This is a genomic window from Sagittula sp. S175, from assembly GCF_049800975.1.
Classification (GTDB): Bacteria; Pseudomonadota; Alphaproteobacteria; order Rhodobacterales; family Rhodobacteraceae; genus Sagittula.
In genome coordinates, this window is the sequence record NZ_JBNAGB010000001.1 from 552,557 (window position 1) to 566,955 (window position 14,399).

The window sequence follows — 14,399 nt, forward strand, 5'->3', positions numbered from 1 at the left end:
GACACCGGAGGCCACATGACCCGAGAAACCGTCAACGCCATCTGCGCGCGCCTTCCCGGCGCCGAAGTCTCAGACCCTTGGGGCGACGGCCACGATGCGTGGAAGGTCGGCGGCAAGATGTTCGCCGTGGTCGGCGCGAAGAACCTCGGCCTCAGCGTGAAAACCGCCTCGCCAGAGGACGCGCAACTGCTCATCGACATGGGCAAAGCGGTCAAGGCCCCCTACTTCCACGCCTCCTGGGTGTTGGTGCCGTGGGACATGGCCACGCCCGAGGACCTCGCCCACCGCATCCGCACCTCCTACGACCTGATCGTCTCGAAACTCCCAAAGAAAACCCGCGTGGCGCTGGAACCATGAAAACCCTCTACCTCCACGGCCTGCCGGGCAGCGGCGCGGAACAGCACCTGCCCGGCTGGTCCTTCGACACGCTCGACCGGGATCAACCGAGCTTTGCGCAACTCGCGCTCATCCTGCCCGACGAACCGCTGCACCTCGTGGCCTTCTCGCTCGGTGCCGCCTGCGCCCTGCGCCTCGCCGCCCTCGCGCCGGACAAAGTCGCGCGGCTGACGTTGATCTCCGCCGCCGCACCGCTGGAACTGGGCGACTTCCTGCCCCGCATGGCGGGGGCGCCGGTCTTTCGCCTCGCCCACAGCCACGCCCGCCTGAACGCCCTGACCACGGTGCAAAGCGCCCTCGCCCGCCTGTCTCCCGGCCTGCTGCTGAAGATGCTCGCCCGCGACACCGACCCCGCCGACGCCGCGCTGATGGCCGATGCGACCCACGGCCCCACCATCCGCGCCGCCGTCACCGAAGGTCTCACCCACAACCGCGCCCCCTACCTGCGCGAGATCGCGGCCTACGTGGCTCCTTGGGCAAAACACCTCGCCCACGTGCGCTGCCCGGTCACCCTGCACCACGGCACCGCCGACCGATGGGCGCCTTTCGACATGGCCGAAGCCCTCGCAGCACACCTGCCCGACGCTACATTGCACCGGCACGATGGCCTTGGCCACTACACAACCCTCGCCGCCTGCACGCTTTAAACGGGGGGCTTTGCCAGGATCGCCTCATTTGTCATGCTCCGCATGACGGGGGCTTTGCCCCCCGGCCCCCAAGGTATTTTCAAACCAAAGAAGCAGGAACGCGCGCCCCTGCTTCTTTGGTTTCTTAAATTCCCTCGGGGGTGGCGCTCCGCAGGAGCGGCGGGGGGTGTCAAAGTGCGCGCCTCTGGCGCGACGCCCCCACCTGCCACACCTGTTACTGGCGCTCGGCCTCCAGCTTGCGATAGGCCGCCACGTTGCGGTTGTGCTCGTCCAGCGTCTCGGCAAACAGGTGGCCGTCTGCCGGGTCCAAAGTCTTGGCGACGAAATAGACGAAGTCGGTCGCGTCCGGGTTCAGCGCCGCCTGAATGGACGCGCGGCCGGGGTTGGCAATCGGGGTCGGCGGCAGGCCGTTGATGACGTAGGTGTTCCACGGCGTTTCCTTGCGCAGTTCCGACTGCCGCAAGCCGCGCCCCAGCACGCCCTTGCCCTCGGTCACACCGTAGATGACCGTCGGGTCCGTCTGCAGGCGGATGCCCTTTTCCAGACGGTTGGTAAAGACCGAGGCCACCAGCCCGCGCTCCTCGGCATTGCCGGTTTCCTTCTCGATGATCGAGGCGAGGATCAGCGCCTCCTCCGGGGTCTCGAGCGGCAAGCCATCGGCGCGATTGGCCCAGGCCTCGGCGAGGATGACCTCCTGCGCGCGCTGCATCCGCTCGATCACGCTGGCGCGGGTGTCGCCCGGCGTGATCTCGTAGCTGTCGGGGGCAAGGCTGCCCTCGGTCGGCACCGCAACACTGCCGTCCAGAACATCCAGCGCGTTCAACTCCTGCACCACCTGCCAGCTGGTCACGCCCTCGGCCAGCGCCACGCGATAGCGCGTGTCCGCCGCGTCACGAACGCTGGTGTACTCCGCCGGAGCCGCTTCCTCTGCCGGATCGAACTGCGCCTGCGTCTCGTAGCGGCCCGTCGCCGGATCGATCTGGCGCACCTGCACCGTCGCGCGGGTGATGCCGATGCGATAGACCACCTCGGTGCCGCAGGTCGACGCGCCGCCGCGGGTGATGACATCGGTGATCTCCGCCATCGAAGACCCTTCGGGGATGAGATACGACCCCGCCTTCAGGCTTTGGGTCTTGTCGGTGTAATCCGCACCGAGGCGGAACATCATGGCGCTTTTCACGGCGCCCTGCGATGCAAGGCTCTCGGACACGCGCTTCATGCTGGACCCGCGCGGCACCTCGAGGCAGATCGGCGCCGCCAAAGGCCCGTCCGCCGCGTATTCACCGCGGGCCCACAACAGGATCCCGCCAAAGAGGAACATCGCGACGACCAGCAGGGTCAGCGCGTTGGAGGCGATGCTGCGCCACATGGTATCAGCCCTTGTACTTTGGCCCCGGGGTTTGCCCGAGGCCGCCTGCTCTTGCCCTTAAACGGGCATATCGGTTTGCGCGCGGCAAGACCGCTCAGTCGACCTTGCCGAAGATCACACTGGCATTTGTGCCGCCGAAACCAAAGCTGTTCGACAGCGCATAGGCAATGGACCGCTCGCGTTTGACGTTGGGCGCCAGGTCGATCTTGGTCTCGACCGCCGGGTTGTCGAGGTTGATCGTCGGCGGCGCCACCTGGTCGCGGATCGCGAGGATCGAGAAGATCGCCTCGATCGCGCCCGCCGCGCCCAGCAGGTGCCCGGTCATCGACTTGGTCGAGGACATGGTGACCTTCGACGCCGCATCGCCCAGCAGCCGTTCGACCGCGCCCAGTTCGATGGTGTCCGCCATGGTCGAGGTGCCATGCGCGTTGATGTAATCCAGCTGCGGCGCGTCGATGCCCGCGTCCTTCAGCGCGGCGCGCATGGAGCGTTCGCCACCCTCACCGGTCTCGGACGGGGCGGTGATGTGGTAGGCATCACCGGTCAGACCGTAACCGCAGACCTCGGCATAGATCTTGGCACCGCGCGCCTTGGCGTGTTCGTATTCCTCCAGCACCACGACGCCCGCGCCCTCGCCCATGACAAAACCGTCACGGTCGGCGTCATAGGGGCGGCTTGCCTTGGTCGGCTCGTCGGTGCGCTTGGTGGACAGCGCCTTGCAGGCGTTGAAGCCCGCGATGCCGATCTCGCAGATCGCGCCCTCGGCGCCGCCCGCGATCATGACGTCCGCATCGCCGTATTTAATCAGCCGCGCCGCATCGCCAATGGCATGCGCGCCGGTCGAACAGGCGGTGACGACCGAATGGTTCGGGCCCTTGAAGCCGAACTTGATCGACACGTTGCCCGAGATCAGGTTGATGAGCGCGCCGGGGATGAAGAACGGCGACACGCGGCGCGGGCCCTTCTCCTTGATGAGGACAGCCGTGTCCGCGATGGACGCCAGCCCGCCGATGCCCGAGCCGATCAGCACGCCCGTGCGTTCCAGATCCGCCTCGTCGGTCGGCATCCAGCCCGCATCCTTCACCGCCTGCGTTGCGGCGGCGATGCCGAAGACGATGAAGGTGTCGACCTTGCGCTGTTCCTTCTTGTCCATGTACTCGTCGGGATTGAACGTCCCGTCCGAGCCATCGCCAAAGGGCACTTCGCAGGCGTAATTCGTCGCCAGGTGGCTGGCATCCCAGCGGCTGATGGTGCCCGCACCCGAATGGCCGGCCAGAAGGCGGCTCCAGGTTTCTTCCACACCATTGGCCAGCGGCGTGACCAATCCAAGGCCAGTGACGACGACGCGACGTGCCATGACGCTGCTCTCCTCTTTCATTTGTCGCGATGCTCATACAGCGCAACCCCGGGGAGGGGCAAGGGTTTGGGCGTTCGGCGATGGGAGGGGGTTTCGCGGTCGCTTCGCCTTGGCGCCCTGTCAGGGGTGTTTCGCCTTCGCTACGCTCAGGCGACGGCTTCGGTTTATTTCGCCTTCGCTACGCTCAGGCGACCGGTCTTGAAGGATTCGCCTGTGCTTCGCTCCGGCGACCGGCACTCGGCTGACGCCTCGCGCCGCCGGAGGCTCTGCCTCCGGGCCTCCGAGGGTATTTGGATCAAGATGAAGGGGACGTCCGGCGCGCTATCGCGACGTGGGATGGAAGGAGGCTTGGTTGCGTCTGGCCAAGTCAGGTCAAGTCAGGCCCAATCCGGGCCGAGGTCTGCCGCCGTGCGGTCGATCCAGTACTCTTGCAGCCAGTCACAGGGTTTCGAGTGGCGGATGAAGGAGCCGTTCCAGCCGGTCAGCGCGTCGGTCATCTTGGGCCGGCCGTGAAAGCAGACGACGCGGGCGTCCTCGGGCAGTTGCGGCGGGCGCAGCCAGTTCTGCGGGAACGGGTTGCAGTCGTATTTGAACGAGACCACCCAAGGCTCGGGAATATAGGTGAAGCAACCGCGATCCATCGCCTTGTGCGAGGTGTAGCGCTGTTCCGAGCCACGGGCCTTTTCCACTTCTTCGTAGGGGTGTGCAGCGAGGTCCTCGTAGAGGAACCCATGTTCCGCCGGATCGAAGCGGAAGACCGAGCCGTGGCCGGTGGGGCGGCCCTTGCGCTTTTCCGTCCAGTCGTGGCGCATGGCGATAGTGCCGGGCGCGAGGTCGTGTATCTCGTCCAGCGCGCCGGTGATGACCACGTCGAGGTCGAAGCCCAGCACCGGCCCATCGAGGTCCGGCACCAGTCCGGGCCGGAACAGCGACACCTTGCGCATCGCGCCCTGACGGTTCGCCACCGCAAGCGCCGCCGCCATGGGTTCGGCGAAGGGTTCGACCGGCAGCGCCAGCACCTCGATGTCCGGGTGCAGCCCCTCGGCATGTTCCGTCATGCACAGAAAGCGCACCGGGCGCGACAGGTTGCGCCGTACGCCGGAGTAGAGGCGGTTCACGTACTCGGGGCCAAACAGCGTGCCCCACTTGATGCACATGATGTTGACGGGCTTTGTGGTATCCTGTGTCATGGCGCGTGTCCTAGCGCCGCCCCGGCGCTTGCGCCAGCGGGAAAATCGCGGGCGTCACATGTCCGGGCCGTGGCCACCGCCCGCGTGGTTGCGGATGCGGCGGATCATCAGCCAGACCGCCAGCACCACCGGAGGCACCACCAGCGCGGTCAGCATGCCCTTGGACAGGCCGATCACATCCGCCAGCGGGTACAGCGCATAGGCCGCAAGCGAGACTGCGTAGTAGCTGATCGCCACCACCGACAGCCCCTCGACCGTGTGTTGCAATTGCAGTTGCAGCGCGGCGCGGCGGTCCATGCTTTCCAGCAGCTGCTGGTTCTGCGCCGAGCGCCCGACCTCGACCCGCGTGCGCAGGAGGTCGGCGGCGCGAGTGGCCCGCGCGGTCATCTGCTCCAGCCGCCGGGCCGAGGATTTCACCGTCCGCATCGCCGGATCGTACCGACGCATCATGAATTCCGAGAACGTCTGCCGACCCTGGAACCGCTCCTCGCGCAGCACCGCGATGCGCTGCATCACGATGGCCTCGTAGGCCTCCGTCGCGCCAAGCCGGAAGGACACGCGGGCCGAGATGTTTTCCAGCTCCGCCGAGGCCTTCAGCAGCGCCTTCAGCGTCGCCTCCTCGTCGCCCTCGCTTTCGGTCATGACCTGCATCAGCCGGGTCAGTTCCGTGTCCAGCTCGCCCATGCGCCCGCCGATTTCCTTCACCTTGGTGAAACCCAGCATCGACATGGCCTTGTAGGTCTCGATCTCACACAAGCGCTGCACGATCCGCCCGATCCGGCGCGAGCCGACGTGGGACTTGGCAAAGACGGCAAAGCGCTGATGCCCCGCCGTATCGATGCGAAAGTCGCCGGCAATCACCGCCTCGTGGTCGATCACATCGCTGACGGCGATGCTTTCGGGGACCATCCAGTCCTCCAGCCGCTGACGGATTTCCTCGTCGTCGATGCGGCGCTCCACCCGGATCATGGCCGAGGTGATGCGTACGCCCGGCAGTTTGTTCAGCCACGCGTCCGGGAAGACCTCGAAATCCGCCGGGTCATAGGGCCGCTCGCCAAGCCCCGGCAGGAAGATCGTGTAGGTCACGAATTCGGTGTGCTGTTCCCACTTGAGCGTGTTCTGCCCGATCTGGGCGCTGAAATGCGTGGCCCCGGGCTGGGGATGCGCGGTGCCGTGGCGGTCCAGCAAATCCTTGAGATGCGCAAGATCCTGTTCCCGGTCCCGCGCCGCCGCGTCCTTGGGCTGCTTGATCGCCAGATAGACCGCGCGACAGGGCGAGGTCAGCGCCGGAAACGGCCGCGCGTGCAGCTCGTTGGCCAGCTTGTAGCGCAGCGGGTGGTCCTGGATCGGCGGCATGGCGGGATACTCCACAAGTCAGAGCCGTTGATGCCGCGTTGCAGCATGAAAGTAAAGACGATTATATGAACCATTTCAAGGCGTTACAAGAATACGACGGTATACAGCCGCACGCTTTGGTTCACCGCGCGGAAAGTGGCGTCAAAACAGTCCCTTACCCTGCGTCGCGCGTGTAGACCGACACCATCACATAGTCCTTGCGCGGGCCGCGCACCTGCCAGCGGGCTGTCCACTCGGGCCAGCGGGTGAAATCATAGGTGACATCGTATTGGTCCGGATCACACCAATGCGCCGCGTCTCCGCCGCACTGCGGCACGGCGTGAAAGAACCGCCCGTCGTCGAAATACACGTCCAGATCGTCAGTCCAGCGATACCGCCGCTCGGCGTTGAACCGCGCCGTCCCCATGTCCAGCACGCCGCGCTCGACGTAGTCGGCCCATCCCTCCGACGGCAGCCACTCCGCCACGCCGGCAAAACTGGCGCGCGCACCATCCGCATGGGTGATCTCGCGCGTGATGCGCCATTTGCCGATGAAATCCGCCAACTGCCTTGTCATCGCGGCCCCCATGCCCCTAGCCTGCCCCGCAGCTACCATCCGAAAGGCCCGCGTTCCACCCATGTCCGAAGTGCTGTTCATCCTGTTCCTGATTGTCCTCCCGCCCCTCGGCCTCGCGGCCCTGTCGCAACTCTCCCACTGGCGGATCTACCGACTGGGCAGCCTCTGGCTGTTGGCGCTCTGGTTCTTCGGGATGGCGATCGTTCTGTCGATGCCCGCCCTCTGCGACGGCAACATCCTTTACGGCTACCGCAACTGCCGCGGCCTCTCGACGGACGTCGCCGAAATCCTGACGGCGGCCGGGCTGCTGGCCACGGTCGCCGCCGCGGCGCTCTACGCCCTGCTCACCCTGACCCTCGGCATCCGTGCCCTGCGCGCGCGCCTTTCGCACTGACTCATACGGGCGCGGATCGTCGCGCCCTGCCCCTTCACCTTGAGCCTGACGCCCCGACACCGTAAAGGGCGCGCGAACCCGTATACGCGCAGGAGGCCCCGCCATGATTCCCCGTTACTCCCGTCCCGAGATGGTCGCCATCTGGTCGCCCGAGACCAAGTTCCGCATCTGGTACGAGATCGAGGCCCACGCCTGCGACGCCATGGCCGATCTGGGCGTGATTCCGAAGGAGAACGCCGAAGCGGTCTGGAAGGCCAAGGACGTGGAATTCGACGTGGCCCGCATCGACGAGATCGAGGCCGTGACCAAGCATGACGTCATCGCTTTCCTCACCCACCTCGCCGAACACGTCGGCTCCGAAGAGGCGCGTTTCGTGCATCAGGGCATGACCTCGTCGGACGTGCTGGACACCTGCTTAAACGTGCAGCTGGTGCGGGCGTCGGACATCCTCATCAAGGACATCGAGGGCCTGCTGGCTGCGCTCAAGCGTCGCGCCTACGAGCACAAGGACACCATCCGCATCGGCCGCTCGCACGGCATCCACGCGGAACCCACCACCATGGGCCTGACCTTCGCGCGCTTTTTCGCCGAGATGGACCGCAACCTGTCGCGGATGCGCGATGCCCGCGCCGAGATCGCCACTGGCGCGATTTCCGGCGCCGTCGGTACCTTCGCCAACATCGACCCGCGCGTCGAGGAACACGTCTGCGACCAGCTGGGCCTCGTGCCAGAGCCGATCTCGACCCAGGTCATCCCGCGCGACCGCCACGCGGCCTTCTTTGCCACGCTGGGCGTGATCGCCTCGTCGATCGAGAACATCGCCATCGAGATCCGCCACATGCAGCGCACCGAGGTGCTGGAAGCGGCGGAATTCTTCTCCATGGGGCAGAAGGGTTCGAGCGCCATGCCGCACAAGAAGAACCCGGTTCTGACCGAGAACCTGACCGGCCTCGCGCGTCTGGTGCGCATGGCGGTGGTCCCGGCAATGGAAAACGTGGCGCTCTGGCACGAGCGCGACATTTCGCACTCCTCGGTCGAGCGCAACATCGGCCCGGACACCACCATCACGCTGGACTTTGCCCTGTCGCGCCTGACGGGCGTCATCGACAAGCTGCTGGTCTACCCCGAGAACATGCTGGCCAACATGAACAAGTTCCCGGGTCTGGTCATGTCGCAGCGCGTGCTGCTGGCGCTGACGCAGGCGGGCGTGTCGCGCGAGGACGCCTACCGACTGGTGCAGCGCAACGCCATGAAGGTCTGGGATCACCGCACCGACTTCCGCGAAGAGCTGCTGGCCGACGAGGAAGTGCGCGCCGCCCTGTCCGAGGAAGAGATCAACGAGAAGTTCGATCTTGGCTACCACACCAAGCACGTCGACACGATTTTTGCCCGGGTGTTCCACGAAGAGTGATTTCGTTTTGGCGCCGCCAAAACGACCCGCGCGCGGCCTTGGGGCCGCGCGCAAACAGGGGCAAAGCCCCGTTCAGCAATCTTTCGTGCCTTGCACGACGGGGCTCTGCCCCCATCCACCGCTGTCATTTGTCATGCTTTGCATGACCGGGGGCTCTGCCCCCGTGCCCCCGAGGGTATTTGGATCAAGATGAAGGCAAGGCCGGAGCCCCTTCTTCAGGCTTGGGCCGCCCAGTGGATGGTGGCCTCGACCGTCGCCATGTGCGCCTCCCCCGTGCTGAGCCAGACGTCCAGACCCGCATCGCCGTCCAGGTGTCCCCGCAGGCGCTCGGCAAGACCCGCTGAGGTCGCGTACCAGCAGGCGCGCAGCATGCCGTCCGCAGCCAGCATCTGAGCCCGCAGGGACAGGCTGCGGAGGGTCTCGACCATCTCCGTCACCCGGTCGATCAGCGCATTGGACCGCGCCCCGCCAAGGCGGGCGCGCAGCAGGTCCAGCGTGCCCTCATCCTTCAGCAGGCGGCGGAACAGGATGTCCTGCGCCTGCATGCCCGTGGTGCCTTCGTAGATAGTAAAGATGCGCGCGTCGCGGAAATAGCGTTCAGCGGGCCATTCCCGGGTATAGCCTGCGCCGCCCAAGACCTGGATCGCCGCATCGGCGTTTTGCTGGCCCATTTCGCCGCCAAAGGTCTTGGCCAGCGGCAGAAGGAAGGTGGCGAGGCGGGCGGCCTCGGCGTCACCCGCATGGGCTTGTCCCAGCACCACGGCGTTTTCCAGTGCCAGCGCCACCGCGAGTTTCGCCCGTGCGTCCATGATCAGAAGCTGCCGTTCCACGTCGGGATGCGAGATGATCGGCACTGGCGGTTTGGCCGGGTGGCCGCCCTGCTTGCGGTCTTCGGCGTAGGCGCGCGCCAGCGTGGCGCAGGCCGTGGCGACCCCGGCCCCTTGCGTGCCGACCTGAAGGCGCATCAGTTCGATCATGTTGAACAGCGCGGGAAGGCCGCGGCCGGGGTCGCCCAGCATCTGCGCCTTGGCGTCTTCGAAGCGCAGCACGCAGGTGGGCGAGCCGTGCAGGCCCAGCTTTTCCTCGATCCGCTCGACGAAGATGCCGTTGTCCTGACCGTCGATGTGGTTCGGCACGAGGAAGAGGGACAGCCCGCGTGTGCCTTCCTCGGGCGTGCCGGTGCGGGCGAGGCACAGGTGGCCGATGCGGTCGGAGGCATCATGGTCGCCGAAGCTGATCCAGCATTTTGTGCCCAATATGCGCCAGCTTGTTCCCTCCTGGACCGCCTTCGTGCGGATGCGGCCCACGTCCGACCCGGCATCCGGTTCCGAGATGCAGATCGTCGCGGACCACTCGCCCGCCGTCAGTTTCGGGCACCATTCCGCCGCGAGTTCGGGGTTGGTTGCCGCGATGCAGTGGCTGGCCGCCGTGGCGGAGCCGACCATCATCATGAAAGGCTGCGCCGCGCCCTCCAGTGCGACCGAAGCCGCCGTGTACAAGGCGAGCGGCAGGCCCATGCCGCCGAACTCCGGGTCCAGATCAGAGGCGATCCAGCCGTCGACGCCCATCTGGCGAAAGGTCTCGCGGTAGCCGGAGGGGGCTTTGACCCGGCCATTCTCGACCTTGCAGCCTTCGGCATCGGCCCGCGTCGCCAGGGGCGCGAGGGTATTTTCTGCAAGCTTTCGGGCTTCCGAGAGCACTTGCAGCGTGGCGGTGTCGTCCAGTTCCACGGCCTCTGCCTGTTCGGCCCAGCCGGGGGTCAGTTTCAGTATGGAAAGCAGCGTTTCAGGTGTCATTGTCAGCTCACATGCAGAACGCGGGGATCTTCGGACCAAAGCGCATCCACCATGTCCGCACGATGCCGCAGCACCGCGCGTTGGTTGATGGAGCCCTTGTCCGTCACCTCGCCCTTGTCGAAATCCAGCGGTACGGCCAGATACATCAGCCGCATCACCCGGCTGGCCGATCCGGTGGCCTCCTTCGCCGCCGCGCCCAAACGCTCGGCCGTCACGCGGCGCACCTCGGGGTGGGTCAGCAGCGCCTCGCCGTCGAGGTCTTCTCCGGCGATCTCGCGCAGCGTGTCCCAGTTGGGGACGACCAGCGCGCCGAGTTCCGTGTGGCCTTCGCCCGCGATGACGCAATCCGAGGCCAAGCCGCCCAAGGCATCCGTCAGCTTCGCCCGCAGTGGCCCCACGGCGACCCAAGTCCCCGAAGCCAGTTTGAAGTTCTCTGCCAGACGGCCGTCGAACAGCAGCCCCTTGGACGGATCATCCGGGTCGGCAAAGCGGAATGCGTCGCCGAAGCAATAAAATCCTTCGTCGTCAAAGGCCTCGGCCGTCAGCTTGTCATTGCCCCAGTAGCCGGGCGTGATCGACGGGCTTTTCACCCGCGCCTCCAGCTTGTCGCCCTGCGGCACCAATTTCAGCGTCACGCCATGGGCGGGGAGGCCGAGGTTTCCCGATTTCTCCTGCCGCGTGGTGTTGATGATCGAGAACGGTCCCGTTTCCGTCGACCCGAAGCCGGTGGTCAGCAGCACGCCGCCCGGCACCATTTCGTTGGCCACGTCGGTGATGCGGTCCCAGACGTGCTGGCCCATGCCCGCCCCGGCATAGAACATCATCTGCAAGTCCTTGAAGAAGGTCTCGCGCAGCTGGTGGTCCGTCTCGAAGGCGTCCAGCAGCATCTGGTAGCCCAGCGGCACGTTGAAATACCAGGTGGGCGAGACCTGTTGCAGCGTCTCGATCGTCTTGCCGATGGCGCGGGGCGTGGGTCGGCCATCGTCGATGTAATAGGTGCCGCCATTGTAGAGCACCATGTTGAACACCTTGTTGCCGCTGGCGGTGTGGTTCCACGGCGCCCAGTCGACCACCACGGGGGGCGTTTCGCGCATGAAAGTGAAACATTGCTGCACGATCTGCTGGTTGGAACAGAGCATCCGCTGTGTCTGGATCACCGCCTTGGGCGTGCCAGTGGTGCCGGAGGTGAACAGGAACTTGGCCACCGTGTCAGGGGTGACGGCGGCGGCGGCCTGCGCCTCCTCGGCCCCCGGCGGTGTCGCCAGCACCTCGGCAAACGCCACCGTCTCGCGCCCCTCGACCGCGCCGCCAAGCGTGACCACCGGAACCTCGGCGCCGAACACCGCCTGAATGGCAGGCGCGTATGGCGCAGCCTCGTCGGCAAAGATCACACCCGGCGACAGCTGCGCCGCGATGTCGCGCAGCTTCAGGAAATCGCCGCCCGACAGGGCATAGGCCGGGGCCAGCGCCGCCGAAGGCACGCCCACATGCTGTGCCCCCAAGGCCATGACGGCATGGGCAATCGAATTACCAGACAGGATCAGAACCGGCTTGTCCTGCCCGCAGCCGCGCGCCGCAAGCCATTGCCCCACCGCGCGAATTTGCCGCCAGGCATCACCGTAGGACAGCGTTTCCCAACCGCCCCGACCATCCTTCTGCGCGATCCACGGCTGGTCCGGCGTGCGCGCCGCCCAGTCCGCGAAACGGTCCGACAGGCAGCGCGGGTAGGCCCCGACGCCCTCCTCCTGCGACAGCAGGATGCAGCCGTCCGCGCGGCGCTCCACCTTCAAGTTGGGGGTCCAGAACGACACGTCGCGCCGTGTCGCAGTCAGGCTCTCGGCCATATCTCCTCCTCCCTGATCGTTTTCCGTCAGGTCTCCTCCAGGCCACGTTGACTCGAATCGTGAATTTTGTCTACTAGGAAACAATAATTCTGCGGGTTCACCCTGTGGAACGCAGCGGACGCAGGGCTTGGAGGTCGGCACATCCCGTGCCACCCTGCGTGCTGACAAACGGGAGGCCCCATGAACATCGACGATCTCATCGCCATCGACTTTCACACCCACGCCGAAGAGCCCTGCTGCGGCCCGCGTGACGATGGTTACGACGAATTCCAGGCCGGGATGGCCAAGTATTTCCGCAATCCGGCGGGCAAGGACGGGATGCTGCCCTCGGTGCAGGACACGGCGCAGTATTTCCGCGAACGCAAGATCGGCGCGGTGATCTTCCCAGTCGATGCCGAGCGCGAGACGGGCTTTCGCCGTTACAAGAACGAGGAAGTCGCCGAGATCTGTGCAGAAAACTCCGATATCCTGATCCCGTTTGCCTCCATCGACCCGCACAAGGGCAAGGCCGGTGCACGGGAGGCACGGCGTCTGGTGCGCGAATTCGGGGTGAAAGGGTTCAAATTCCACCCGACCATGCAGGGCTTCTTCCCGAACGACCGCGAAGCCGCCTACACCATGTACGAGGCCATCGCCGAGGAAGGCGCGATCATGCTGTTCCACACCGGGCAGACCGGCGTGGGATCGGGGATGCGCGGTGGCATGGGGATGCGGCTGAAGTATTCCAACCCGATGCATCTGGATGACGTGGCGGTGGACTTCCCCGACACGCCCATCGTGATGGCGCATCCGTCCTTCCCGTGGACCGAGGAAGGGCTGGCCGTCGCCCAGCACAAGCCCAACGTCTATTACGACATGTCCGGCTGGTCGCCGAAGTACTTCCCCGAGATCTTCATCAAGTATGCGAATTCGATCCTGAAGAAGAAGATGCTCTTCGGCTCCGACTGGCCCGCGATCACCCCGGACCGCTGGCTGGCGGATTTCGAGACCATCGGCATCAAGGACGAGGTCAAGCCGCTGATCCTGAAAGAAAACGCGCGCCGCATCCTGAAGATGTAAGGCCCTGCGCAGTCGCCGGGTAACACGCGCGCGGTCCACCGGGCCGCGCGTATCGCTGCCAGCCAGACCAATGCTCCCTCTCGGACCAAGGTCCGACGCCGGCAGAAAATCTTCCAATCCATGGCAGTCTTCGGGTTAAGGTTTACTCAACCACGTTTGGGAGACCCATCATGCTGCGCGCCATCCTCCTGTTCACCCTCCTCCCCGTCGCGGCGCTGGCCGTCGGCGCCGGCGACTCGAAACCGCCTTCCAAGCCCAAATGCGAGATGGGCAAGGTCTGGGACCCGTCCACGCAGAAGTGCCTGAATGCCTACCGCCCCGAACTGGATGATGCCATGCGCTACGTCGCCGTGCGCGAATACGCCTACGATGGCCAATTCGACGCGGCGCTGATCGTGCTCGACGCGATGCAAGACCAGAGGACGGACGGCGTTCTGACCTACCGAGGGTTCATCGCGCGCGGTCAGGGCGATATGGCGCGCGCAAAGACCTGGTATGACGCCGCGCTGGTCGCCAATCCGGACAATCTGCTGGCACGCAGCTACATGGGTCAGGGTCTGGTGGTCCAGGGCGACCTCGTGGGCGCGTTGGCACAGCACCGCGAGATCATGGCGCGCGGCGGTGAAGGAACCTGGGCGGCGGACGCGCTGGCCGATGCCATCCGCACCGGCACGCCCTACGCATATTAGATCCGGATCCACCGGCTTCGGGTGCCCGGCGCGGCAGCAGAATCGTCTCTGGCCCCGCTGCCCCCACGGCAATCATTTGGAGATCGCGTCGCGGCGTGTTACGCTCTGCTCACACGAAACCGCGCAGATTGCGCAAGACGGAGGACTGCCAGAATGACCAAGACGATCCTCGCCGCCGTGCTGTTGACCCTGTCCACAGTCGCGGCCACCGCCTGCCCGTTTCATGACCAGCAGGTGATGTCCTGCGCCGAAGGATCGACCTTCGACCCCGAGACCAACAGCTGCAAAGTCGTCACCGGCTGACGAATCAAGCAGCGCCACAACACTGAACGACT

14 protein-coding genes are annotated in these 14,399 nt (G+C 65.7%); 7 read left to right on the plus strand and 7 right to left on the minus strand.

What is annotated here, in order from left to right; genetic code table 11:
* Positions 1-15: 15 nt before the first annotated feature.
* Together ACP16H_RS02770 and ACP16H_RS02775 are read left to right on the plus strand one after the other, a co-directional pair.
* The gene (locus ACP16H_RS02770; protein WP_425070706.1) at positions 16-357 is read left to right on the plus strand and encodes an MmcQ/YjbR family DNA-binding protein; all 342 of its coding nucleotides are present in this window, start codon (positions 16-18) and stop codon (positions 355-357) included.
* Positions 354-1,043 carry an alpha/beta hydrolase gene (locus ACP16H_RS02775; protein ID WP_425070707.1) on the plus strand — a complete coding sequence of 230 codons (690 nt, stop codon included), beginning with the start codon at positions 354-356 and terminating at the stop codon, positions 1,041-1,043. Before ACP16H_RS02770 ends, ACP16H_RS02775 begins: the two co-directional genes overlap by 4 nt.
* A 214-nt stretch (positions 1,044-1,257) precedes the next feature.
* Here the strand turns inward: ACP16H_RS02775 and mltG are convergent, their stop codons facing one another.
* The 5 genes from mltG to ACP16H_RS02800 all read right to left on the minus strand — a co-directional run bounded on the left by mltG (position 1,258) and on the right by ACP16H_RS02800 (position 6,871).
* On the minus strand, positions 1,258-2,412 hold the full coding sequence (gene mltG, locus ACP16H_RS02780) for an endolytic transglycosylase MltG (protein WP_425070708.1): 1,155 nt from the start codon (positions 2,410-2,412) through the stop codon (positions 1,258-1,260).
* A 94-nt stretch (positions 2,413-2,506) separates the two neighbouring features.
* A complete protein-coding gene (fabF, locus tag ACP16H_RS02785; protein WP_425070709.1) occupies positions 2,507-3,769 on the minus strand; it encodes a beta-ketoacyl-ACP synthase II in 1,263 nt (420 codons plus the stop codon).
* A 377-nt stretch (positions 3,770-4,146) separates the two neighbouring features.
* On the minus strand, positions 4,147-4,959 hold the full coding sequence (locus ACP16H_RS02790; protein ID WP_425070710.1) for a glycosyl transferase: 813 nt from the start codon (positions 4,957-4,959) through the stop codon (positions 4,147-4,149).
* Between the two features lie 54 nt (positions 4,960-5,013).
* On the minus strand, positions 5,014-6,315 hold the full coding sequence (locus ACP16H_RS02795) for a DUF3422 family protein (RefSeq protein ID WP_425070711.1): 1,302 nt from the start codon (positions 6,313-6,315) through the stop codon (positions 5,014-5,016).
* A 154-nt stretch (positions 6,316-6,469) separates the two neighbouring features.
* Complete coding sequence (locus tag ACP16H_RS02800) at positions 6,470-6,871, minus strand: DUF6314 family protein (RefSeq protein WP_425070712.1); 402 nt, start codon at positions 6,869-6,871, stop codon at positions 6,470-6,472.
* Between the two features lie 61 nt (positions 6,872-6,932).
* On the opposite strand from ACP16H_RS02800, the gene ACP16H_RS02805 reads away from it, so the two are divergent.
* The gene (locus ACP16H_RS02805) at positions 6,933-7,265 is read left to right on the plus strand and encodes a hypothetical protein (RefSeq protein WP_425070713.1); all 333 of its coding nucleotides are present in this window, start codon (positions 6,933-6,935) and stop codon (positions 7,263-7,265) included.
* 103 nt (positions 7,266-7,368) lie between these two features.
* Positions 7,369-8,676 carry an adenylosuccinate lyase gene (gene purB / locus ACP16H_RS02810; RefSeq protein ID WP_425070714.1) on the plus strand — a complete coding sequence of 436 codons (1,308 nt, stop codon included), beginning with the start codon at positions 7,369-7,371 and terminating at the stop codon, positions 8,674-8,676.
* A gap of 215 nt (positions 8,677-8,891) precedes the next feature.
* Here purB and ACP16H_RS02815 read toward each other — a convergent pair whose 3' ends face one another.
* Positions 8,892-10,472, minus strand: coding sequence for an acyl-CoA dehydrogenase family protein (locus tag ACP16H_RS02815; RefSeq protein ID WP_425070715.1), 1,581 nt, complete (start codon positions 10,470-10,472; stop codon positions 8,892-8,894).
* Positions 10,473-10,474: 2 nt separating this feature from the next.
* A complete protein-coding gene (locus ACP16H_RS02820; protein WP_425070716.1) occupies positions 10,475-12,316 on the minus strand; it encodes a feruloyl-CoA synthase in 1,842 nt (613 codons plus the stop codon).
* A 180-nt stretch (positions 12,317-12,496) separates the two neighbouring features.
* Between ACP16H_RS02820 and ACP16H_RS02825 the strand changes: the two genes are divergently transcribed.
* The 3 genes from ACP16H_RS02825 (at position 12,497) to ACP16H_RS02835 (ending at position 14,367) form a co-directional block, all read left to right on the plus strand.
* Positions 12,497-13,375, plus strand: coding sequence for an amidohydrolase family protein (locus ACP16H_RS02825; RefSeq protein ID WP_425070717.1), 879 nt, complete (start codon positions 12,497-12,499; stop codon positions 13,373-13,375).
* 170 nt (positions 13,376-13,545) lie between these two features.
* Positions 13,546-14,064, plus strand: a complete 519-nt coding sequence (locus ACP16H_RS02830; RefSeq protein WP_425070718.1) for a tetratricopeptide repeat protein — start codon at positions 13,546-13,548, stop codon at positions 14,062-14,064.
* 153 nt (positions 14,065-14,217) lie between these two features.
* Positions 14,218-14,367 carry an adenylosuccinate lyase gene (locus tag ACP16H_RS02835; protein ID WP_425070719.1) on the plus strand — a complete coding sequence of 50 codons (150 nt, stop codon included), beginning with the start codon at positions 14,218-14,220 and terminating at the stop codon, positions 14,365-14,367.
* The last annotated feature ends 32 nt before the right edge of the window (positions 14,368-14,399 follow it).